The sequence below is a fragment of the Paenibacillus castaneae genome, from assembly GCF_002884445.1.
Lineage (GTDB): Bacteria > Bacillota > Bacilli > Paenibacillales > Paenibacillaceae > Pristimantibacillus > Pristimantibacillus castaneae.
Genome location: NZ_KZ614144.1, coordinates 5,971,236 through 5,993,071, shown reverse-complemented (window position 1 = coordinate 5,993,071; position 21,836 = coordinate 5,971,236). Strand labels below are relative to the sequence as shown.

Sequence of the window (21,836 nt, the reverse complement as noted above, 5' to 3'; positions counted from 1 at the left end):
GGTTGCCTATGCCCGCTGTCCCCTCATAACCCTTTCAATGTGGGTGCTTCTAGGGTATAATATCGGGAGTTGTTTACTTTCGGGAAAATAGGGGTGTCTAATAGATGGCTTTAAAAGCAGGTATCGTAGGTTTGCCGAACGTCGGCAAATCGACATTGTTTAACGCAATTACACAGGCAGGAGCAGAATCTGCCAACTATCCGTTTTGTACAATAGATCCAAACGTAGGCGTTGTTGAGGTTCCGGATGAGCGTTTGGACAAGCTGGTAGAGCTTGTTGTTCCGAAGAGCATTGTTCCGACAGCTTTCGAATTTGTTGATATTGCCGGTCTGGTAGCAGGCGCGAGCAAAGGCGAAGGACTGGGCAACAAGTTTCTGGCGCATATCCGTGAGGTGGATGCGATTGTTCATGTTGTGCGTTGCTTCCAGGACGATAACATCACCCATGTTTCGGGTAAAGTAGATCCGATCAGCGATATTCAAACGATTAATTTGGAGCTCATTTTGGCGGATATTGATTCCGTTGACAAAAAAATTGAGCGTTCACGCAAAAATCTTAAGGGCGGCGACAAGAAGGTTGCGCAAGAGATTGAAGTGCTTGAACGAATCAAAGAAGCTCTATACAACGATAAGCCTGCACGCAGCTTAGACCTTAGCGATGATGAGAAGCTGCTTGTTCGTGATTTGCATTTGCTGACGATGAAGACGGTACTTTATGCAGCTAACGTGAGTGAGGATGAGGTTTCGAACTCTGACGGCAATGAATATGTGCAGCGCGTTCGTGAATTCGCGGCAGAAGAAGGCGCAGAAGTTGTGCCGATCAGCGCGAAAGTAGAAGCGGAAATTGCTGAGCTTGAGGGCGAAGACAAAGAAATGTTTATTCAGGAGCTGGGAATGTCTGAATCCGGCTTGAATCGTTTAATTAGCGCTGCCTATAAATTATTGGGCTTGTACACTTATTTCACGGCAGGCGTACAAGAGGTTCGCGCATGGACGATTCGCAAAGGAACGAAAGCGCCGCAAGCTGCTGGTGTTATTCATACTGACTTCGAACGCGGATTTATTCGTGCTGAGGTTGTTTCCTTTACTGATCTTGCAGCTGCCGGCTCCATGGTGGCGGCTCGCGAGAAGGGACAGGTTCGTCTTGAGGGCAAGGAATATGTTGTGCGTGATGGCGACGTTGTCCATTTCCGTTTTAATGTGTAGATAGATTGGAAAAGCTATAGCCCTGTAGGTGCAGCATTTGCTTGCGCTTATGGGGTTTTGTTGCTGCTTTTAGGCTCTGGCTCCGGGCAGTAGCAAAAAGTGCTTGAAGAGCATATGAAGGGAAGAGCTATTAACGTTTTTTTAGACGTGAAATTGGCTCATGCGGTGGTGTGGTTTACCTATAGTTTTGTGCAAACCATCTGTCGATACTAAGCCGCTGATATGCTATAATAAACATATCCTAATGGAATAAACAGAGGTGAATGATCGTGTTTGACCGTTTAGAAGCACTCGCAGACCGGTATGAGAAGCTGAGCGAGCTGTTGTGTGATCCGGATGTATCCAGTGATCCCAAACGGCTTAGAGAGCTTTCCAAGGAACAGTCTGATTTACAAGAGGCATATGATGCCTTTACGGAATATAAACAAGTTACCGAGCAGCTTGCAGATGCCAAAGTAATGCAGGCAGAGAAGCTCGATGACGAAATGCGTGAAATGGTAAAGATGGAAATTGACGAATTAAGCGAGCGCCAAGCTGAGCTTGATGAGAAAATTCACATCCTATTGCTACCGAAGGACCCGAATGATGATAAGAACGTTATCGTTGAAATTCGGGGTGCTGCCGGCGGTGATGAAGCAGCATTGTTCGCATATGAGCTCTATCGCATGTATACGAAGTTTGCTGACACACAAGGCTGGCGCACAGAGCTTATGGACTTTAGCGAGAATGACGTCGGTGGTTTTAAAGAGGTTATCTTCATGGTGACGGGCAAAGGCGCGTACAGCAAACTGAAGTTTGAGAGCGGCGCACATCGTGTTCAGCGTATTCCGGTGACGGAATCAGGCGGACGCATTCATACCTCAACTTCGACGGTAGCTGTTATGCCGGAAGTTGAAGATGTGGAGATTGAAATTTTAGACAAGGATATTCGTGTTGATACGTTCTGTTCCAGCGGAGCAGGCGGTCAATCCGTTAATACAACGAAATCCGCGGTTCGTGTACTTCACGTTCCAACGGGTATCATGGCAACTTGTCAGGATGGCAAATCCCAGAACGAGAACAAAGCGAAGGCTCTTGCCGTGCTTCGCGCTCGTATTTCGGATGTACGCCGTCAAGAGGAAGAAGCGAAATATGCGGGCGAGCGGAAGAGCAAGGTTGGTACTGGCGATCGCAGTGAGCGTATTCGCACATACAATTTCCCGCAAAGCCGTGTAACAGATCACCGGATCGGATTGACGCTGCATAAGCTTGATGCGGTTATGAACGGCGATCTTACGGAAGTTATATCATCGCTCACGATTGCTGAGCAGGCTGATCTAATGGAACGTGAAATGGCTTAATGAAGATTGCGCTGGGTCGCTGGATGCTTAACACAAGCAGACAGCGGTCTGGCGCTTTGTTATGATTAGGGCAATGACGTGAGGGTTTTACCCGTTGAAGGAGCGGTGAAGGAATGAATGATATAAAAGACGGTCCTTGGTTCACGCTGCCATTGACGATTCGTGAGGCAAGTATGCGCGCCACTGCACTATTCAAAGCTGAGGAAGTAGAAGAGCCGCGCAATAATGCTGATCTGCTGCTCATGCATCTGCTCGGAATGGACCGCGGGGTACTGCTTCGTGACGGCGGCGATCCATTTCCCGCGGATAAGCTCGCCAAATGGGAACAGCTTGTAAGGCGCAAAGCGCTTGGGGAGCCCGTCCAATACATGATTGGTGAGCAATGGTTTTATGGACGGCCTTTTGCCGTCTCGCCAGCGGTGCTCATTCCTCGGCCTGAGACGGAGCTGCTTGTTGAGGCGGTGCTGGATGCAGCCGACCTTATTTGGCCTTCTGCGGCGGGCGGTTTAGCAATCGCCGCAGGAGAGCAATCGCCGACGATTGTTGACGTCGGCACAGGCAGCGGCGCCATCGCCGTGACGCTCGCTGCGCAGCGTCACGCTTGGCGCGTCAGCGCATCCGACCTATCGCCGGATGCGCTGGCAGTCGCCCGCACGAACGCGGTCCGCCATGAGGCGGCGGACCGAATTACATTCGTGCAGGGCGACCTGCTCATGCCGTTCATACCTCGGCATGAGCAAAGCTCTAACTCGCACGACTTGCTTCGCATAGACGTGCTCGTATCCAATCCGCCGTACATTCCGGCGGCGGATATGGCAGGCCTGCAGCGCGAAGTGCGCGACTATGAGCCGCATCTCGCGCTGGAAGGCGGGGCGGACGGCTTGGTGCCTTACCGCCGCATGCTGGAGCAGCTTCCGCTGCTCGCGCAAATGCCTAGCATCGTCGCATTCGAGCTCGGCATGGGCCAGCCGCGTATTGTCGCAGACATGATGCGCAGCATGGGGCAATGGGATGACATACGCATCATCAGCGATTACGCCGGAATTGAGCGTCATGTCATCGCGGTAAAGTCGCAGCTATAATTATATGCATAGAAAAAGAGCTGTCCCTTGGTCATGGTTGACCTTCCGGGACAGCTCTTTATTTATTTTAAAATTTATTCCGGCATCATATTCGTACTTATTGCGATACGGTTCCATGCGTTGATGGCAACGATCGCCATAATGATCTCCCCGATCTGCTTGCTATCGAAATAGCCTGCAGCTTCCTCATAAACCGCATCTGGTACATGCTCTTTTGTAATGACTGTAATCGATTCCGTCAGGGCAAGCACTGCCCGCTCCGCTGGCATGAAGTAAGGCGTATCGCGCCAAGCGCTGAGTGCGTATATTCGCTGCTCACTTTCTCCTAAGTCTCTAGCGTCCTTCGTATGCATATTAATGCAATAGGCACAGCCGTTTATTTGTGAGGCGCGAATTTTAATCAGTTCTTTCAGTTGGGCGTCAATACTAGTGGTGCCTAAATATTTCTCCAGCCCGAGCATAGCTTGATAAGCAGCGGGAATTTCTTTGGCTATAACGGTTCTTTGCTTCATGGTTGCATTCTCCTCTATCATCCAATTTGTTGGCATAATGGGCTTGCATGATCCTTCAACATTTAAGACAAAGTACCGTACCAGGTTGTGACAGAAGCCCCATGAAACAAAAAAATGAACTACACGCTTTTGGCTGCTATGGCTATGGAAGCTGAACATGCGTCAGCTTATCGGGGTTCATCATGACATATATGCGTTCTATCCTCCGCTCGTCCTGATCCAGCTGAAAGCTAATAACGCTTTTTGGCATGCCCCCCTGAATGAGGAGAATGCCGATCTGTCCATTAACATGAACGTACTGATAATCATCCCCAAGGAAGTGCTTGGGTATAACACCCTTCAAGAAAGCTATGACGCGAGCGCTGTTAAAGATGGGAAATATGGCTGCACGCACTTTGCCTCCGCCATCCGAAATAAGGATCGCATCTTCCGTCAATAGCGCAACCAGCTTCTCGATATGGCCAGAGCCCGCTGCCTCCATAAAGGCGTCTATGAGCGGTTCCGCTTTGACCGAATTGAGCGGAAGTGTTTCCCGTCTTTTTTGCAGCTTTTCCTTGGCCCTGCTGAGAATTTTCCGGCAATTGGCTTCTGTTTTCTGCAAGCAGGCTGCTATCTCATCATAATCATACTGCAGCGATTCCCTGAGAATGAATACAGCCCTTTCGACTGCCGTCAGCTGCTCCATAGTGACAAGCAGCGCGTAGGAGAGTGATTCTTGCTCAGCGTAAAGCTCTGCCGGATCCTGCAAGGCGAAGCTAACGTCCGGCACGGGCAGCCACTCTCCTGTATAAACCTCTCTTCTCTTACGTGCGGATTGACTGTAATTAATGGAACGGTTAGTTACCATTCGTATTAAGTAGGCTTTTTCATTATTGATATGACTAGAATCCAGTTGGCTGAAATCCGCAAATACATCCTGTACCAGATCCTCGGCTTCACTAAAGGAGCCCAGCATCCGATATGCGATCGAATGAAGAAGCGGCCGATAAGCTGCGTAGACTTTCTCCAAATCCATCCATGCATCCATCCTTGTCTAAAAGAATATCACTTTATTCATTATGCTTACTGCTATTACTATAGCGTACCACAGGTTTCTACGTTGTTCCGAGCTGATTATGCTGCTCATTGCCGCAGTTTATGCTATTTCTAAATAGTGATAGATTGCTAGGTTTATATATTCCCATTACCGGACATAATGATGGATAGTTACGTTCCGGAACGCAAGCAGACGCACCGACGGGGGCGACGAGAGGGGCTTGTGTGTATGTCCAGCTATTATTCCATTCATTCTTATTCCAATGTTACCGATTCAAATGAAAAAGCTACTCATCCTGTTCGCTTTGTGAAACCTTATCGTTTTCCTTATCGCAAATCATATGGGTTTATTCTATTTGCAATTATAATTTTAATTATGAGCTGGGAAACCCAGAAGATGGACGCGGCAGTCGCAGGCGGACAGATTCCGCAGGAAGCGATTCGCCTTCGTATATTAGCAAATTCCGATAATCCTGCCGATCAGCTCGTGAAGCGTCTGGTGCGGGATGAGATCGTTAAAGCGATGAATAGCTGGGTTGCTGGTCCTCAGACAATTGAGGAAGCGCGCCAGACGATCATGGCCAATATGCCGGAAATTAAACGGATCACGGCAAAGGTGCTGAAGAGCCGCGGCTTCCAGTATGGTTTCTCAGCTGAGCTTGGCATTGTTCCTTTTCCTACGAAAATGTACGGCAATCAGGTGTATCCTGCTGGTGATTATGAAGCACTGCGCATTACGCTTGGCGAGGGCGGCGGCCAAAACTGGTGGTGCGTGCTGTTCCCTCCGCTTTGCTTTATTGATGCGGTATCCGGCGAAGCATCAGCAGCATCAGCAGTGGATGCGGTCAGTATAGCAGCTCAAGCGAAGCTTGATCCAGAGAAAACGACGGCAGTGGAGAAAGCAGCCGCAGTAGACACAGCTGCCGAACAAGGAGCGCCGGAAGTGAAGTTCTTCCTCTGGGAAATGATTAAAGGATTATTGGATTGGATTAAATCACTTTTCTCTTAAAAAATATGGAGCGGCAGCCTCGTCTTATTTACTTGGATGAGGCTGCTGTTTATGCTCTTTTGTCGAACGCATATGCTATAATAACGGATGATTGCATCATATTATGATAAGGCAAGGATTGAGCATAGAGATGACAAAAACGAATATTTGGCGTGTCGAGCAGGCTGGTGACGATCAGCTTCCTTCGGAGCTTAAAGAGGCGGCTAGCCAGCTGCGCGAAGGTGGTCTGATCGCTTTTCCGACCGAGACGGTTTATGGCCTTGGCGCAGATGCTCGCAGCACGGCAGCCGTTGAACGTATATTTATGGCAAAGGGAAGGCCCTCGGACAATCCGCTCATTGTTCACATCGCGCAGCGAAGTCAGCTGGATGAACTGGTATTGCCCTATCCCGAGCTGGCTGCGGCGTTGATGGATCGATTTTGGCCCGGTCCCTTAACGATTGTGCTTCCTCTGCGAGGCGAGGTGCTGTCGCCGCTTGTGACAGCAGGACTGTCTACTGTCGGCATTCGTATGCCTAATCACCGATCGGCGCTGGAACTGCTTATGCAGGCTGGTTGTCCGGTTGCCGCTCCAAGCGCTAATCGTTCGGGCAGGCCAAGCCCCACTTTGGCCGAGCATGTGCTGGAGGATTTGAATGGGCGAATCGATGGCGTTGTAGATGATGGGGCAACAGGCGTTGGACTGGAATCGACGGTCATTGAGCTTGAGGGCGAAAAGATTATCAGAATACTGCGTCCCGGCGGCATTACGAAGGAAGCGCTGCAGCAAGCTGCGCCTCATGCGCTTGTAGACAGCGCATCAACAGAAGAGGAATCGAATGCTGCCCCGCGATCCCCGGGCATGAAATATACGCATTATGCGCCAAAGGGGGAGCTTGAGCTCGTGAACGGCGCACCTGAAGCGGTTGTCGCATATATTGCATCACAAGCGATGGAGGCGCAGCAGCGAGGTGAAATAACCGGTGTGCTTGCATTCGAGGAGAGGCTTTCCGCTTATGAGGCGAATCGCGTTATATCTTTAGGCAGCGAATTGGAGCTGGGTTCAGCTGCGCATCTGTTATATGCCGCTTTGCGTGAATTAGATGAAGCGGGCGTACAGCGCATCTGGGCAGAGGGCTGCACCGAGCAAGGAATCGGTGCGGCGCTTATGAACCGGATGGCCAAAGCGGCTGGAAATCGTATCATTCACGTCTAATAATCAAAGTGTTCATGACGCAATTGTTTTTCTAATTACTTAACATTCTCAATTAAAGTGATTGGTTTATCTTTAATCAGAGCTAGTATGTTTGTCCTAATGCCCGCATATGTTTGAAATAGACTATGCGCGGACATGGGGGAGATCGGCTGTGATTGAGGCAAATTTGCATGCTGGACAGTTTTTGACGCTGCTCATAATCGCGTTGGCGCTTGGGCTTGACGCTTTTTCTTTAGGGCTTGGCATTGGCCTGAAAGGTATACGACTGTTGGATATTTTGAAGCTGGGCTTCGTGATTGCCTTGTTCCATGTATTAATGCCGCTGGCAGGGATGCTAACCGGCCATTACGTAGGCGAATTGCTAGGAGATGTGGCAACGACCGCCGCTGGCATCCTGCTTGTTCTGCTGGGGGTGCATATGATATACAGCTCTTTGCGCGGTGAAGCGGTACAATCCTTCAATCATCGTTCCTTATGGGGGCTGCTGGTGCTTTCGCTTAGCGTAAGCATTGACTCTTTGTCGGTCGGCATAACGCTGGGCATGTTTGCGGCGAATATTTGGACGACCATTCTGTTGTTCGGTTTTTTTGGCGGGCTTATGTCAGTGCTTGGTTTAATGCTGGGCCGCAGAGTCAGCGGCAATCTAGGCGAATATGGAGAAGCTTGCGGTGGTGCGATTTTGCTCGTATTTGGCATTTTGTTTATTTTTTAATTAAAATGAAGGATAACCGGGTAGAAAAGGAGTTGGCAGTGTGAAACGTATATTATTTGTTTGTACAGGCAATACATGCCGCTCGCCGATGGCAGAGGCTATGCTTCGCCAGATGGCCGCTCAGAGAGGGATCACGGTGGCTGTGCGTTCAGCAGGCGTATCGACTGTAGATGGGCTGCCTGTCTCGGCACATGCGGTTGAGACATTAAGACAGCGGGACATTGAGCACAATAGCTCCTCGAGAGCGCTGACGAGCGAGGCTGTTAATTGGGCTGACCTGATATTAACCATGACCTCCAGCCACAAACGGGGACTGCTGCAATGGTATCCAGAAGCAGTAGACAAAACGCATACATTAAAGGAATATGCCAATCAAGATGCCGGCGTTCTTGCTGATATAGAAGAGCTGGAGCGGTTGTATTCGGAGCTTCATATGAAGCAGGCGCTAGGGCAGCAGTTGACGGCAGACGAAAGAAACCGGCTGCTGGAGCTGGAGAGACGCATTCCAAGCGTAGACATCGCAGATCCTTTCGGCGGCACGCTCGCTATTTACAACAGCAGCGCGCAGGAAATCGAAGCCGCACTTAGAAATCTGCTGGATAAGTTGACCAAGCGATAGCACTGTGAAAATCAGGCTGCTATGGATTGATTTTTTTAAACGGTTCGGCTATTATAAAAGGACATATTACGGTTTCCAATGTAACTGGCGACGGAAGTGGGTTAACCACGGTGGAGCATTGGAATATACGGCCGGTCGCCTGGGCAAAGAGCAGCATGCTATATAGCATGTCATGCTCTTTTTCGTCTTTTTACGCAAAAATAGGTATACTAGCATAGTGATGTTTCATTCAGAAGGAGGTCTTTTACGTTGAAAATTGCTATTGGTGCTGATCATGGAGGCTATCGATTGAAGGATGAGCTTGTTGCGTTCATTCAATCATTAGGCCATGAATTGGTAGATGTAGGCTGCGATTGCAGTCAATCGGTGGACTACCCCGATTATGCAGTGCCTGTTGCTGAGCTCGTTGCAAGCGGTAAAGCAGAACGCGGTATTCTGATTTGTGGAACAGGTATTGGAATGTCAATTGCGGCGAATAAGGTGAAGGGCATCCGTTGTGCATTGGTGCATGACTTGTTCTCAGCCAAAGCAACGCGTGAACATAATGATACAAATGTATTGGCTATGGGTGAGCGCGTTATCGGACCAGGGGTAGCCCAGGAAATTGTTCGCATTTGGCTGGAAACGCCGTTCTCCGGCGAAGAGCGCCATGTTGGACGCGTGAGCAAAGTGAAGCAGATCGAAGAACAGAACTAACATCAAGCCAATCCTAAATAGGGGGCTAAACAAGATGAGCACAAACGAGCAATTTTCTCATACCGGCATTGCGGATCAGGTAGAGACAATCGTACGCGAGCTTGCATCAGCGGGTAGAATCTCTAAGAGTCAACTCGTTGTGTTTGGTGTAAGTACTAGTGAAGTGCTGGGCCGCCATATTGGTACGGCGGGGACAATAGAGACGGCAGAACAAATCTTTGCCGGCATTGAAGCGGTACGTAAGGAAATTAATTTTTATCCGGTTTTCCAGTGCTGCGAGCATTTGAACCGTGCGCTCGTTATGGATCGTACTGCTGCTGAACATTATAATTTGGAGCTTGTGGGCGCGATTCCCGTACCAAGAGCGGGCGGATCAATGGCAGCGTATGCCTATCGCCAGCTTGATGATCCTTGCTTGGTTGAAACAGTACAAGCGCATGCAGGTATTGATATTGGCGATACATTTATTGGGATGCATTTGAAGCGGGTCGCTGTTCCGGTCCGTCCGTCTATTCGAATGATAGGGGCAGCTCACATTACGATGGCGGTTACGAGACCAAAGCTGATCGGCGGAGCTCGAGCGGTTTATGAGCTGGTGTCTGATATTGCGCCAGAACAAATGGTTGATACATGTGAATAGCTAATTTTCATGCTGATCCTTGCCAGTGATTCGTTCTTTAATCGCTGGAAAGAAGCAAATCAGCTGTTTGCATTCTTATACAGATATACCTACTATGAGGAGGAATAAGGAATATGGAACATTTACGCAAGCAAGATCCAGAGGTATTGAAAGCGCTAGGCCTTGAGCTTGGCCGTCAACGCGACAACATTGAACTAATCGCATCGGAGAATATCGTTAGTGAAGCCGTGCTGGAAGCAATGGGTAGCATTTTGACTAATAAATATGCAGAAGGTTATCCTAATAAACGTTTTTACGGCGGCTGTGAGCATGTGGATATCGTTGAGGATATCGCTCGCAACCGTGCGAAAGAGCTTTTCGGAGCGGAGCATGCGAATGTTCAGCCGCATTCAGGCGCACAAGCGAATATGGCTGTTTACCTTGCAGCGTTGCAGCCTGGAGACACCGTTCTTGGCATGAACTTGGCGCATGGCGGCCACTTGACGCATGGCAGCCCGGTTAACGCATCAGGCTTGCTTTATAATTTCGTAGCTTACGGCGTACAAGAAGACTCCTTCACGATCGATTATGAAGAAGTTCGCAAGCTTGCATTCAAACACCGCCCTCGTTTAATCGTGGCTGGTGCCAGTGCTTACCCGCGTATTATCGATTTCGAAAAGCTTGGCCAAATCGCTAATGATGTAGGCGCATTGTTCATGGTAGATATGGCGCATATTGCAGGCCTGGTTGCTGCCGGCTTGCACCCGAGCCCAGTGCCGCATGCACATTTCGTAACGACAACAACTCACAAAACCCTTCGCGGTCCTCGCGGCGGTATGATCCTTTGTCGCCAGCCATGGGCGGCGGCTATCGATAAAGCTGTATTCCCAGGTTCCCAAGGCGGACCTCTAATGCATATTATTGCGGCTAAAGCCGTTGCATTTGGAGAAGCGCTGCAGCCGGAATTCAAGCAATATGCAGCACAGGTTGTCAAAAATGCAAAGGTTCTTTCGGAAGAGCTAATGGCAAAAGGCTTCAATATCGTATCCGGCGGCACAGATAATCATTTGATGCTTCTTGACACACGCAGCTTGAATACTACTGGTAAAGCAGCGGAGAAAGTGCTGGATGAAGTGGGTATTACTGTCAACAAAAATGCAATTCCATTTGATCCGACAAGCCCGTTTGTGACATCCGGAATTCGTATCGGTACACCTGCAGCTACAGCGCGGGGCATGGATGAGAATGCGATGAAAGTAATTGCTGAAGTGATTGCTCTTGTACTGAACAACATAGATGATCAACAAGTTCATGAACAAGCTCGCAGCATGGTTCGCGATCTGACGGCCCAGTACCCACTGTATCCAGGAATGACTTATTAACTTCCAGTAATTTCAGCTATCTAATTAGACCTATTCGGTGTTAATATACCGAGTGGGTCTTTTTGTGTCGAATTATTGTGGCCGTTTGTATAAAAGCAGCGAGTTGAAAGCAATCTAATAGATGGAACTATACATTAGCGCTTCATACGACAATTGGAAAATTAATCAAGTTATTGCAAAGGCTTTGTTTATATTAGCTCCATACTTCACCGCGCATAAAAAAATGTATTTATTAAAAATAGCGAATAATTATTTTTATTAACTTAAAAATGATTGATTATTTGTAATCAAATGCAATAAATATTGACGAGTAGATTGTGATTACTTTTTTTGTAATTAAATATAAATAACGTCAGAAATTCCAGTTTAAAAAGACTATTCCCGATTAATATACTGATATTTTAATAAATAAACTCTGTAAAGCGTTAAAGTGTAACGTTAATTAATTGAATAAACGCGTCGAAGCGCTAAAGTAATGCGGTTACTCCCTCAAATTACATGAATTTACAGTTAGTAATTGTTGATAATATATTAAGTTGCATGTATAGTAAAAAATAATAATAAACTTTATTCTATAAGTTTGAAGTGGGAAGAGAAGTTGTGGAGCTTAGGATGATACGAGCATTTGCATATTGTATAAGCTGTTGACGTGCAAACGTTTGTATAAACATTAAGCGAGATGAGTGTATTTTCCCTAGTAGAACGCTGTAGACATAAAAAAATAGGAGGATCTCCATGCGAACAAGAAAGTCGGCTTTTACTTTTATGACAGCTTTGCTCATTCTTGCTATTGTAGCAGCAGGCTGTACGCCTAAGAATGAAATTGGTAACAAAGGTAGTTCGAATGCGAATGGCGAAACATCACAAGCGAAGGTATTCCGGATGAACATCCACTCCGAGCCATCGACCTTGGATCCTGCCCTTATGGAAGACAATGTGTCTGGTACACTTGCTACAGGTATTTACGAAGGTTTGACTCGCAAAGACGAGAACGGCCAAAGCGTTGCAGCAACTGCAGAGAGCTGGGTTAAGTCTGATGATGGACTAACCTACACATTTAAAATCCGCAAGGATGCTAAATGGAGCAACGGCGATCCTGTTACAGCTAATGACTTTGAATATTCATGGAAACGTGCGCTTGCTCCTGATACAGGCTCAACATATGCGTACCAATTCTATTACATCGTTGGTGCACAAGATTATAACGAGAGCAAAGTAGCGAATGCGGATGGCGTTGGCATTAAAGCGCTTGATGAGCAAACACTTGAAGTTAAGCTCGTTTCGCCTACACCTTATTTCTTAAGCCTGACTTCTTTCTATGTATACAATCCTGTTCATCAATCTGTGAAGGATAACGCGGCTTGGGCGGCAGATGCGAAAACGATCATCGGCAACGGTCCTTTCAAAATGAGTGAATGGCAGCATAACACATCCATCAAGCTAGTTCCTAACGAATACTATTATGATAAAGATCAAGTTAAATTTGCTGGCGTTAACTTTACTATGCTCGAAGAGTCCGCAACCGAGTTGGCGAACTATGAAACAGGCAAACTTGATTACACAGGTAAGCCGACTGGTGAAATTCCAGCTGAGCAAATCCCGGTTCTGAAAGAATCGAAAAAAGATGAGATCGTAACAAAAGGAATTGCAAGCTCGTACTATTACCAATTCAACACAAATGAAGTTCCTTTCAACAACGTAAAAGTTCGTAAAGCACTTGCAATGGCAATTGATCGTCAAGCCATCGTTGAGAGTGTAACAATGGCTGGAGAAGTTCCATCGTTTGGATTTGTTCCGCCGGGCATTATCGGTGAAAAAGAAGATTACCGTACAGAAGTGAAGGATGATTTCTTCACAGAGAATGTGGACGAAGCGAAGAAATTGCTCGCTGAAGGTTTGGCTGAGCTGAAATTAACGAAATTCCCTAAAGTTACATTGACTTTCAATACAAGCGACGGCCATAAGAAGATTGCTGAAGCAATCGTTGAAATGTGGCGTCAAAACCTCGGTATCGAGGTAGGAATCGAGAACCAAGAGTTTTCTGTTCTGCTGAAAAACCGTACTGCAATGAACTACCAAATTTCCCGCGCAGGCTGGGGAGCAGATTATAATGATCCGATGACTTACTTGGATATGTTCGTTACAAATGGTGGACAAAATAATACGGGCTTTGCTTCGGCTGAATACGATGCTTTGATCAAAAAAGCAAATGCAAGCGGAGATCAAAAAGAGCGTGTTGAGGCAATGACTAAGGCAGAGAAAATTCTAATGGATTACATGCCAATTATGCCAATCTACTACTACAGCAACGTTTACATGCTGAAACCTGGATTCAAGAACATCTTCTTGGATTATAAAGGCGATATTGACTATACAAGAGGTTATTACGAAGCTGAATAATCATCCTTCAAGTACCTGAAGCTAGGGATATATGCGGGGTGTCCGCATGTATCCCTTTCTTAATGAAAGGATTCAGACTTTAACTGTACAGCATTTTTTCGTTTTTATAATTTGTAAGGAGGTGTCCATTGCGTTGGTAAAATACATTCTAAAAAAGTTTTTGTCTATGTTTGTTTCATTGTTTGTACTTGCTTCGGCCACCTTCTTTCTTATGAAAATCATTCCTGGTGACCCCTTCTTAAAGGAGAAGGCGATTCCCGAGAAGATTAAGGAACACCTTTTCGCAATGTACGGACTTGATCAACCTGTGTGGAAGCAGTATCTGATGTATTTAAACAATTTGCTGCATGGCGATTTAGGTATGTCGATGAAGCAGCAATATATGTCAGTCGGTCGAATCATCAAGGACAGTTTTATTTATTCTGCTCAAATCGGGCTTTTTGCCGTCATTGTTTCATTAGCCGCAGGACTTATCCTGGGCATCATTGCTGCTCTTAATCATCGCAAATGGCTTGATAGCGTAACGATTATCATTGCGGTGCTTGGAGTATCTATTCCGAATTTCCTTGCAGCTTCTATTTTGCAGTATGTTCTAGGCAGCAAGCTGCAATGGCTTAATGTTTCCGGTCTTAATGACCCGACTGACTTTATTATGCCTGTGCTTGCGCTTTCGTTCCTTCCGGCGGCATTTATTGCGCGTCTAACACGTTCAACGATGCTGGAAGTGTTATCAGCAGATTATATTAAGACCGCTCGCGCAAAAGGTTTGAGCGGCCGTATTATACTGGTACGTCATGCATTACGCAATGCTATTCTGCCTGTTGTCACTTATATTGGACCGATGACTGCAAATATTATTACGGGATCTGTTGTGGTCGAGCAAATTTTCGGTATCGGTGGAATCGGTAAATATTTTGTCCAAAGTATTACTAACCGTGACTATACGCTCATAATGGGGCTTACTTTATTTTATGGCATTATTCTAATGGCTGCGCGGTTCGTGACTGACGTTGCCTATGGCTTTGTTGATCCGCGTATTAAGCTGACAAGAGGGGGTGGAAAAGGATGAAGGACCAATCTTTCACACCCGATCAATTTACCAAGCTTGGAAATGATAAGAAAAGTTCAGAACCAGTTGTTCGTGAAAGCATCTCCGCATGGAAGGATGCTTGGCAGCGCCTGAGTTCCAACAAAATAGCGATGCTTAGTTTGATCATTCTGCTGCTGGTCTCGCTTATGGCGATTATTGGCCCACATATATCCGGCCAGGATTTTCAGACGAATCACTTGAAGGAGAAAAATCTAAGCCCATCCGGAACCTATTGGTTTGGTACGGATGATCTGGGGAGAGATCTCTTTTCCCGTACTTGGATGGGCGCTGGCATCTCTCTTCAGGTAGGCTTATACGCTGCTCTTGCCGACTTGGCTCTTGGTGTTATTATCGGTGGAATTATGGGATACTTCGGTGGTCGCGTAGATGAAATACTAAACCGATTCTGCGAGATCCTGTACTCCATTCCGAGTATGTTGATTATTATTCTTCTCATCGTCATTATGAGTCCGAGTATGTTCACGATTGTTCTTGCCCTTAGTATAACGGGCTGGATCAGTATGGCGTGGATTGTACGAGGCCAAATTATACAGCTAAAAAACCAAGAGTATGTGATGGCTGCCCAAGCATTGGGTGCCAATACAGCTCGTATTTTGTTCAGACATCTTATTCCGAACGCTATGGGGCCGATTATCGTTACCCTGACGCTAACTGTTCCAAGCGCAATCTTTGCAGAAGCTTTCCTAAGCTTCTTGGGCCTTGGCGTACAATCGCCGGCTGCGTCTTTGGGTACGATGATCAATGACGCGATTAAGGCATGGACACTGTATCCGTGGAGAATGATTTTCCCTGCGGCAGTTATCAGCATTACAATGCTTTGCTTTAATATTTTTGGCGATGGTCTAAGAGATGCGCTTGATCCGAAGATGAAGAAGTAGGAGGTGCACAAGGATGGAGAAATTACTTGAAGTAAAAAATCTTCGTGTCAATTTCAAAGTTCGCGGCGGTATCGTAAAAGCGGTCCGCGGCGTTAATTTTCACGTTAACAAAGGGGAAGCTGTAGCTATTGTTGGGGAATCCGGATGCGGTAAGAGCGTAACGGCTCAATCGCTCATGCGTTTGATTCCATCACCTCCAGCGGAAACTAGCGGATCCATTCTTTTTAAAGATAAAGAAATATTGAAATTGTCCAATAGTCAGATGGAAGATATCCGCGGCAAGGAAATGGGGATGATCTTCCAGGATCCTATGACATCACTCAATCCAACGCTTACGATTGGCCGTCAAATTACAGAAGGACTGATTAAGCACCAAGGAATTAGCAGTTCAAAGGCGCGTGCTCGTGCCGTCGAAATGCTTGATCTTGTTGGGATTCCGAACGCTTCCGCGCGAGTCGATCAATATCCGCATCAGTTCTCAGGCGGAATGCGCCAGCGTGCGATGATCGCTATTGCGCTTGCCTGCAACCCATCGCTCTTAATTGCGGATGAACCGACCACAGCACTAGATGTGACGATTCAAGCGCAAATTATGCGTGTAATGAAGGATTTACAAAAAAAACTAGGCACTTCTATCATTCTTATTACGCATGATTTAGGTGTAGTAGCAGATATGTGCGACCGAGTTATCGTTATGTATGCAGGTAAAGTGGTTGAAACCGGTACGAAATGGGAAATTTTCAAAAATCCAAAGCATCCTTATACAAGAGGATTGCTTCGCTCTTTACCGCGTCTGGATCAGAAGAAGGACGAGCCGCTTGTGCCGATTTACGGCATGCCGCCAGATTTGATTAAACCGCCGACAGGATGCAGCTTTTGTGCGCGTTGTGATGAGGCGATGCGTGTATGCGTGGACAACGACCCTGAGCTTCTTCCGGTGGACGGTAACGAATCACATGCTTCCGCATGCTGGCTAGCTCATCCGTATGCTAACCGGGAGGTGTCAGTATGAGTCAGCCTTTAGTTGAAATTAAAAATTTGCGCAAGCTTTTTGATTTGGGTGGAGGAGAAATCCTCAAAGCGGTTAATGATATAAGCTTCTCGATTCAAAAAGGCGAAACGGTTGGCGTGGTTGGCGAGTCCGGCTGCGGCAAATCAACAGCTGGTCGTACGATTATGCGGTTATATGAGCCGACAAGCGGAGGAGTCAATTTCGACGGCCGAGACATTTATAGCTTAAAGGGACCGAAGTTGAAAGAATTGCGGCGCGATATGCAAATGATCTTCCAGGATCCTTATGCTTCATTGAACCCGCGTATGACCGTTATGGATATTATCGGAGAAGCGCTTGATATTCATAAGCTGGTAAGCAGCAAGAAGGAACGTAAGCATCGCGTGGAGCATTTGCTTGATGTTGTCGGACTTAATCCCGATCATGCAACGCGTTACCCGCATGAATTTTCTGGAGGACAACGGCAGCGGATTGGTATTGCACGCGCACTTGCAGTTGATCCGCGCTTTATTATTGCGGATGAGCCCATCTCGGCGCTTGACGTATCGATCCAAGCGCAAGTCGTAAACTTAATGAAAGATTTGCAGAACAAAATGGGCCTGACTTATTTGTTTATTGCTCATGATTTATCAATGGTCAAGCATATAAGCGACCGTGTGGCCGTTATGTATCTCGGAAAAATCGTAGAGCTTGCAGAAAGCAGCGAACTGTATGCAAGCCCAGCGCATCCATATACGCGTGCGCTGCTGTCAGCTATTCCTATACCGGATCCTGAGGTAGAGGAGACGCGTGAGCGCATTGTGCTGACTGGCGACCTGCCAAGTCCGATTAACCCGCCATCCGGCTGCCAATTCCATACTCGCTGTCCTATTGCAACAAACAAATGCAAAGTGGACGAGCCAGCGCTGCTGGAAGTGAGAAAAGGACATTTTGCCGCTTGTCATTATGCGTCCGTATAATTTGATATAAGAATAAGGCCGTAACGCCAGCGAAAGCTGCGGTACGGCCTTATTTGCTATAAGGCTAATTACAATTCCAATATAGAAAGGATGTGTTAATATATGGGGAAGACGAACATGCTTAGGAGGTTTACATGATTGAAACGGTAATCGTACTTATCATTTCGGCAATCGTAGTATTTGTAGTGGTGAATAAGAAGCCTGGCGATGGAAGAAGAGGCCGCGTTGGCCGAGCGAATGCCTTTGCGCCATGGCCGAATACTGAAATCCCTCCTGCGCTTGGCGTACCTTATGGGCATCCCGCTAGATCAGCAGCTGAGAGGCTGGAATCTGCTTTAGGTCTTGACTTCGAGAGCCGTGTGAAGGACCGGGTAATGAAAGAATACCCCAAAATGACAGATAAAGAATGGAATTGGACATGGTTCGAGCTTAAACGTTATTTCTTGATGTGCGGAATTTTGCGAAGTGTTCCGATGTATAGCGGGCAGGTGGATGCAGTATGGCATGAGATGCTCATGTTTACAAGAGAATATGAGCAATTTTGCTCACGCTTTTGCGGTGAAATGATTCATCACGCGCCGCATGCAGCTGGCGAACAGCCACTTCCTGATGAGAGGGCATGGTTTGATTGGGTATATGGCGAGCTATTCACAGGAACGCCGGCGAGTGGGAGAGTATGGGGGGCTTTCTTCCGTACGCAAATGTCAGAGCAGAAGCTGACTGAGCTTGCGCAATTAAGTGAGGCTTCGCTTCGAATGCAATGGTTTAATAAGAAAGCCGCAGCTTTCAACAATGATTTTAGTGTTACAGCAGATTATTTAATCGAACGGGCTAAATCGCAGCTCACTGCAGCGAGAAACAGCGGCTCATGGTCTGAAAGAGGCGATGCTCCGTCTGAACGAACTTATGGATACGATCCTGTTATGGGGGCGACAGGCATGCTTTCGGGACTGCTCATCTTTCATTCCATTTCCAATCCGAATGAGTTCGCCCGGCAAATGGATCTAGCTCAAACGGAAGCTGAGCGGAAAGCTTACGGCAGCGGGGGAACCTCTTACGGGTGTGCCAGTTCCTCCGACAACAGCAGGCATGACTCCAACGGTGATGATGGGGGCGGCTCATCAGACGGTTCCTCCTGCGGCAGCGGAGGCGGTGACAGCGGCGGCTCCTCCTGTGGCGGCGGCTGCAGCAGCTAATAGGTGATGGTTACAACAAAATAGTTGGAAATGCGACATATAAGAGTTTCTGTCCGTAAAATTATGTAATTTACAGTTTCAAGTCTAATTTATTGGTAGGTTACAGCCTATAAATCCATTTAATGTGCCAAATTTTGCGATAAATATGTCCTCCCTGGCTTTTACATAAAACTTCAGATGCAACGACTAGTTTACAATGCTATAATATACGGGATTGTGTTAGGGCCAACAACAACAAACGGGAGGAATAACGCTCCATGAGCAAACTAATCATTTGCGACCATCCGTTAATACAGCATAAGCTGACTTTTATTCGGGATAAAGAGACGAATACTAAAGATTTTCGGGAATTGGTTGATGAAGTAGCAACATTAATGTCTTACGAGATTACAAGAGAAATACCGCTTGATACGATTAAGGTGCAAACGCCGGTAGCACTGACCGATTCGAAGGTTGTATCGGGAAGAATGCTGGGCTTGGTTCCTATATTGCGTGCCGGGCTTGGGATGGTAGATGGCATATTGAAGCTGATCCCATCGGCCAAAGTCGGCCATATCGGGCTTGCGCGCGATCATGAAACATTGCAGCCGAAGGAATATTATATTAATCTGCCGACAGACGCTCCGAATCGAATGCTTATTGTTATCGATCCGATGCTGGCAACAGGCGGCTCTGCAATTGCAGCAATCAATTCGCTCAAAAACCACAAATGCGACCATATTAAACTGATGTGCCTCATCGCTGCTCCTGAAGGTGTGAAAGCCGTACAGGAAGCGCATCCGGATGTTGATATTTATATTGCTGCACTGGACGAGCGTTTGAATGAGAAGGGCTATATCGTACCAGGCCTTGGTGATGCCGGTGACCGCATGTTTGGAACAAATTAGTGCCATCGGCGCGAATTTATAATAGGAGTGGAATGTTTTGTCTAAACTGAAAGTAATGACTATTTTCGGAACACGACCGGAAGCAGTTAAAATGGCCCCTCTTGTATTAGAATTGCAAAAGCGTGAAACGGAAATTGAATCTATTGTCTGCGTCACGGCTCAGCATCGCCAGATGCTGGACCAAGTGCTGGATTTCTTTGAGATCCATCCTAATTATGATTTGAACGTCATGAAGGATCGCCAGACTTTGACGGAAACGACTGTTCGTGTGTTGGAAGGTCTTGATCCGGTGCTTACTCAAGCCAAGCCGGATATCGTACTTGTGCATGGCGATACGCAGACGACTTTTCTTGCCAGCTATGCATCATTTTTAAAGCAAATACAAGTGGGTCATGTTGAGGCTGGTCTGCGTACGTGGAATAAGCTATCTCCTTACCCCGAAGAAATGAATCGGCAGCTTGCCGGCGTGCTCTCAGATGTGCATTTCGCACCGACGGAATGGTCGGCGAATAATTTGCGCAAAGAGAACAAGCCGGATGCTGCCATTTATGTGACTGGCAATACCGCTACTGATGTATTCCAATATACGGTAGATGAATCATTCTCGCATCCCGTGCTTGACTGGGCGAAAGGCAAACGGATGATCTTGATGACCGCGCATCGCCGCGAAGCGCTCGGCGAGCCGCATCGCAACATTTTCCGTGCCGTCAAACGGATTGCTGATGAGCATGAGGACGTTGCCATCGTGTATGCTGTCCATCCGAATCCTGCGGTTAGAGAGCCGGCTAATGAGATTCTTGGCGACCATCCGCGCATTCGTTTGATTGAGCCGCTTGATGTATTTGAATTCCATAATTTTTATCCGCATGCCTATATGATCATGACGGATTCAGGCGGATTGCAGGAGGAGGCTCCTTCGTTTGGAGTGCCGACATTGGTGCTGCGCGATACGACCGAACGGCCAGAAGGAATTGAAGCTGGGACTCTTGAGCTTGTCGGTACGGATGAGGAGCAGGTTTACAGCCGCGCCCATGCGCTGCTGGTTGACTCGAAGCTGTACGAGCGGATGAGCCAGTCTGCAAATCCTTATGGGGATGGACGTGCTTCAGAGCGCATCGTGGATGCAATTTTGCATCATTTTGGAAGACTGAAGCAGCGGCCTGATTCGTTCACACAAAGTTCATAGTTTGGGTGTATTCAATAGCTTGCTAGGTGAATGTACAGCATACAGTAGTACTGTACGGTTTTCTCAGCGTGCAATACCTTATATATCAAGGGTTTTGCACGATCTGTTCACCGAAAATTTGTCGTTATTTCAATTGACAAACGTAGCGCCGCTTGGATAAAATAAATGAGGATTGACAGGGGTATGAGCCATGAATAAAAAGGACAGAAGAGACAATCCGTTGTTTGCCGCGGGACTCGTCGGCGCACTCGGAGTGCAAGTCGCTGTTTGTATCTTTTTAGGCTATTGGGCAGGATCCTATCTTGGAAGCCGTTACGGCAACGAGAAGGGTTGGGCGCTCGGTGGCATACTGGTCGGTCTGGCTGTCGGTCTACTCTCAGCCATTCTGCTTGTTAAGAAGGTTATGGAGGAAACCGATGGATAAAATAATGAAGACGGCGGTACGTGCGCTTTTTTATATGATGGCGGTATGCCTAATCCTATGGGCGTTGCTTCCAGAATGGCGTACTGTGTCTCTTGGCCTTCTTATGGGATTGGCGGCAAGTTCTATGAATGCGTTTTTACTGAGACGCAGAGTGGAAATGGTTACCCTAGGAGCAGCAGGGGTCGGACCGCGTAAGAGGGGCCTTGGTCTTGGAAGCCGCATCGCAACCGTGTTGCTGGTCGCCATGATTGCCTATCGTTTTCCAGAAGATTTCAGCATGCCGGCCGCGTTAGCAGGCTGTATGGTAATGCCGTTTCTACTTCTGGTAGCAGCATATATTCATAATAAACGACAATCTTAGCGGAAAGGGGTGAAAT

22 protein-coding genes and 1 riboswitch are annotated in these 21,836 nt (G+C 47.2%); of the genes, 20 read left to right on the top strand and 2 right to left on the bottom strand.

The genetic code is table 11. From position 1 onward, the window contains the following. Positions 1–104 precede the first annotated feature (104 nt). The 3 genes from ychF (at position 105) to prmC (ending at position 3,627) form a co-directional block, all read left to right on the top strand. Entirely contained in the window at positions 105–1,205 is a 1,101-nt protein-coding gene (ychF, locus tag CEF13_RS26915) for a redox-regulated ATPase YchF (protein ID WP_102715640.1), read from the top strand. Between the two features lie 269 nt (positions 1,206–1,474). Then, positions 1,475–2,545: a peptide chain release factor 1 gene (gene prfA, locus CEF13_RS26910; protein ID WP_102715638.1), complete on the top strand. Its 1,071-nt coding sequence runs from the start codon at positions 1,475–1,477 to the stop codon at positions 2,543–2,545. A 113-nt stretch (positions 2,546–2,658) separates the two neighbouring features. Then, a complete protein-coding gene (gene prmC, locus CEF13_RS26905; RefSeq protein WP_102715636.1) occupies positions 2,659–3,627 on the top strand; it encodes a peptide chain release factor N(5)-glutamine methyltransferase in 969 nt (322 codons plus the stop codon). A 74-nt stretch (positions 3,628–3,701) separates the two neighbouring features. Here prmC and CEF13_RS26900 read toward each other — a convergent pair whose 3' ends face one another. Together CEF13_RS26900 and CEF13_RS26895 are read right to left on the bottom strand one after the other, a co-directional pair. Further along, complete coding sequence (locus tag CEF13_RS26900; protein WP_102715634.1) at positions 3,702–4,139, bottom strand: carboxymuconolactone decarboxylase family protein; 438 nt, start codon at positions 4,137–4,139, stop codon at positions 3,702–3,704. A gap of 142 nt (positions 4,140–4,281) precedes the next feature. Beyond that, positions 4,282–5,154: an RNA polymerase sigma-70 factor gene (locus CEF13_RS26895; protein WP_102715632.1), complete on the bottom strand. Its 873-nt coding sequence runs from the start codon at positions 5,152–5,154 to the stop codon at positions 4,282–4,284. A 249-nt stretch (positions 5,155–5,403) separates the two neighbouring features. On the opposite strand from CEF13_RS26895, the gene spoIIR reads away from it, so the two are divergent. The 17 genes from spoIIR to CEF13_RS26810 all read left to right on the top strand — a co-directional run bounded on the left by spoIIR (position 5,404) and on the right by CEF13_RS26810 (position 21,820). After that, positions 5,404–6,183, top strand: coding sequence for a stage II sporulation protein R (spoIIR, locus tag CEF13_RS26890; protein ID WP_102715630.1), 780 nt, complete (start codon positions 5,404–5,406; stop codon positions 6,181–6,183). A gap of 130 nt (positions 6,184–6,313) precedes the next feature. Beyond that, the gene (locus CEF13_RS26885; protein WP_102715628.1) at positions 6,314–7,378 is read left to right on the top strand and encodes an L-threonylcarbamoyladenylate synthase; all 1,065 of its coding nucleotides are present in this window, start codon (positions 6,314–6,316) and stop codon (positions 7,376–7,378) included. Between the two features lie 151 nt (positions 7,379–7,529). After that, positions 7,530–8,090, top strand: coding sequence for a manganese efflux pump MntP (locus CEF13_RS26880; protein ID WP_244917135.1), 561 nt, complete (start codon positions 7,530–7,532; stop codon positions 8,088–8,090). Positions 8,091–8,130: 40 nt separating this feature from the next. After that, positions 8,131–8,709 carry a low molecular weight protein arginine phosphatase gene (locus tag CEF13_RS26875; protein ID WP_102715624.1) on the top strand — a complete coding sequence of 193 codons (579 nt, stop codon included), beginning with the start codon at positions 8,131–8,133 and terminating at the stop codon, positions 8,707–8,709. Between the two features lie 70 nt (positions 8,710–8,779). Beyond that, a riboswitch (ZMP/ZTP riboswitch) is annotated at positions 8,780–8,861 on the top strand. Positions 8,862–8,958: 97 nt separating this feature from the next. Beyond that, a complete protein-coding gene (gene rpiB / locus CEF13_RS26870; RefSeq protein WP_102715622.1) occupies positions 8,959–9,405 on the top strand; it encodes a ribose 5-phosphate isomerase B in 447 nt (148 codons plus the stop codon). 34 nt (positions 9,406–9,439) lie between these two features. Continuing rightward, entirely contained in the window at positions 9,440–10,045 is a 606-nt protein-coding gene (locus tag CEF13_RS26865) for a TIGR01440 family protein (protein WP_102715620.1), read from the top strand. Positions 10,046–10,158: 113 nt separating this feature from the next. Further along, complete coding sequence (locus tag CEF13_RS26860) at positions 10,159–11,406, top strand: serine hydroxymethyltransferase (protein WP_102715618.1); 1,248 nt, start codon at positions 10,159–10,161, stop codon at positions 11,404–11,406. A gap of 735 nt (positions 11,407–12,141) precedes the next feature. Next, a complete protein-coding gene (locus tag CEF13_RS26855; protein ID WP_102715616.1) occupies positions 12,142–13,806 on the top strand; it encodes a peptide ABC transporter substrate-binding protein in 1,665 nt (554 codons plus the stop codon). Between the two features lie 133 nt (positions 13,807–13,939). Next, the gene (locus CEF13_RS26850; protein WP_102715614.1) at positions 13,940–14,875 is read left to right on the top strand and encodes an ABC transporter permease; all 936 of its coding nucleotides are present in this window, start codon (positions 13,940–13,942) and stop codon (positions 14,873–14,875) included. Further along, positions 14,872–15,795, top strand: a complete 924-nt coding sequence (locus CEF13_RS26845; protein ID WP_102715612.1) for an ABC transporter permease — start codon at positions 14,872–14,874, stop codon at positions 15,793–15,795. The genes CEF13_RS26850 and CEF13_RS26845 overlap by 4 nt, the downstream gene beginning before the upstream one ends. A 13-nt stretch (positions 15,796–15,808) precedes the next feature. Beyond that, entirely contained in the window at positions 15,809–16,807 is a 999-nt protein-coding gene (locus tag CEF13_RS26840; RefSeq protein WP_102715610.1) for an ABC transporter ATP-binding protein, read from the top strand. After that, positions 16,804–17,766, top strand: coding sequence for an ABC transporter ATP-binding protein (locus tag CEF13_RS26835; protein ID WP_102715608.1), 963 nt, complete (start codon positions 16,804–16,806; stop codon positions 17,764–17,766). Before CEF13_RS26840 ends, CEF13_RS26835 begins: the two co-directional genes overlap by 4 nt. Before the next feature lie 134 nt (positions 17,767–17,900). Continuing rightward, on the top strand, positions 17,901–18,962 hold the full coding sequence (locus CEF13_RS26830) for a glycine-rich domain-containing protein (RefSeq protein ID WP_102715606.1): 1,062 nt from the start codon (positions 17,901–17,903) through the stop codon (positions 18,960–18,962). A gap of 257 nt (positions 18,963–19,219) precedes the next feature. After that, on the top strand, positions 19,220–19,849 hold the full coding sequence (gene upp / locus CEF13_RS26825; protein WP_102715604.1) for a uracil phosphoribosyltransferase: 630 nt from the start codon (positions 19,220–19,222) through the stop codon (positions 19,847–19,849). A gap of 37 nt (positions 19,850–19,886) precedes the next feature. Further along, positions 19,887–21,035, top strand: a complete 1,149-nt coding sequence (wecB, locus tag CEF13_RS26820) for a non-hydrolyzing UDP-N-acetylglucosamine 2-epimerase (RefSeq protein ID WP_102715602.1) — start codon at positions 19,887–19,889, stop codon at positions 21,033–21,035. A gap of 190 nt (positions 21,036–21,225) precedes the next feature. Then, positions 21,226–21,459 carry an AtpZ/AtpI family protein gene (locus tag CEF13_RS26815; protein WP_102715600.1) on the top strand — a complete coding sequence of 78 codons (234 nt, stop codon included), beginning with the start codon at positions 21,226–21,228 and terminating at the stop codon, positions 21,457–21,459. After that, on the top strand, positions 21,452–21,820 hold the full coding sequence (locus CEF13_RS26810) for an ATP synthase subunit I (protein WP_102715598.1): 369 nt from the start codon (positions 21,452–21,454) through the stop codon (positions 21,818–21,820). The genes CEF13_RS26815 and CEF13_RS26810 overlap by 8 nt, the downstream gene beginning before the upstream one ends. Positions 21,821–21,836 lie beyond the last annotated feature (16 nt).

Excerpts from the sequence above, each read along its gene's own strand:
- CEF13_RS26835 (WP_102715608.1), top strand. The coding sequence starts at position 16,804 with ATGAGTCAGCCTTTAGTTGAAATTAAAAATTTGCGCAAGCTTTTTGAT.
- CEF13_RS26860 (WP_102715618.1), top strand. The coding sequence starts at position 10,159 with ATGGAACATTTACGCAAGCAAGATCCAGAGGTATTGAAAGCGCTAGGC.
- CEF13_RS26895 (WP_102715632.1), bottom strand. The coding sequence starts at position 5,154 with ATGGATTTGGAGAAAGTCTACGCAGCTTATCGGCCGCTTCTTCATTCG.
- CEF13_RS26815 (WP_102715600.1), top strand. The coding sequence starts at position 21,226 with ATGAATAAAAAGGACAGAAGAGACAATCCGTTGTTTGCCGCGGGACTC.
- ychF (WP_102715640.1), top strand. The coding sequence starts at position 105 with ATGGCTTTAAAAGCAGGTATCGTAGGTTTGCCGAACGTCGGCAAATCG.
- CEF13_RS26810 (WP_102715598.1), top strand. The coding sequence starts at position 21,452 with ATGGATAAAATAATGAAGACGGCGGTACGTGCGCTTTTTTATATGATG.
- CEF13_RS26855 (WP_102715616.1), top strand. The coding sequence starts at position 12,142 with ATGCGAACAAGAAAGTCGGCTTTTACTTTTATGACAGCTTTGCTCATT.
- CEF13_RS26865 (WP_102715620.1), top strand. The coding sequence starts at position 9,440 with ATGAGCACAAACGAGCAATTTTCTCATACCGGCATTGCGGATCAGGTA.
- spoIIR (WP_102715630.1), top strand. The coding sequence starts at position 5,404 with ATGTCCAGCTATTATTCCATTCATTCTTATTCCAATGTTACCGATTCA.
- upp (WP_102715604.1), top strand. The coding sequence starts at position 19,220 with ATGAGCAAACTAATCATTTGCGACCATCCGTTAATACAGCATAAGCTG.
- prmC (WP_102715636.1), top strand. The coding sequence starts at position 2,659 with ATGAATGATATAAAAGACGGTCCTTGGTTCACGCTGCCATTGACGATT.
- CEF13_RS26840 (WP_102715610.1), top strand. The coding sequence starts at position 15,809 with ATGGAGAAATTACTTGAAGTAAAAAATCTTCGTGTCAATTTCAAAGTT.
- CEF13_RS26845 (WP_102715612.1), top strand. The coding sequence starts at position 14,872 with ATGAAGGACCAATCTTTCACACCCGATCAATTTACCAAGCTTGGAAAT.
- CEF13_RS26830 (WP_102715606.1), top strand. The coding sequence starts at position 17,901 with ATGATTGAAACGGTAATCGTACTTATCATTTCGGCAATCGTAGTATTT.
- CEF13_RS26900 (WP_102715634.1), bottom strand. The coding sequence starts at position 4,139 with ATGAAGCAAAGAACCGTTATAGCCAAAGAAATTCCCGCTGCTTATCAA.
- CEF13_RS26885 (WP_102715628.1), top strand. The coding sequence starts at position 6,314 with ATGACAAAAACGAATATTTGGCGTGTCGAGCAGGCTGGTGACGATCAG.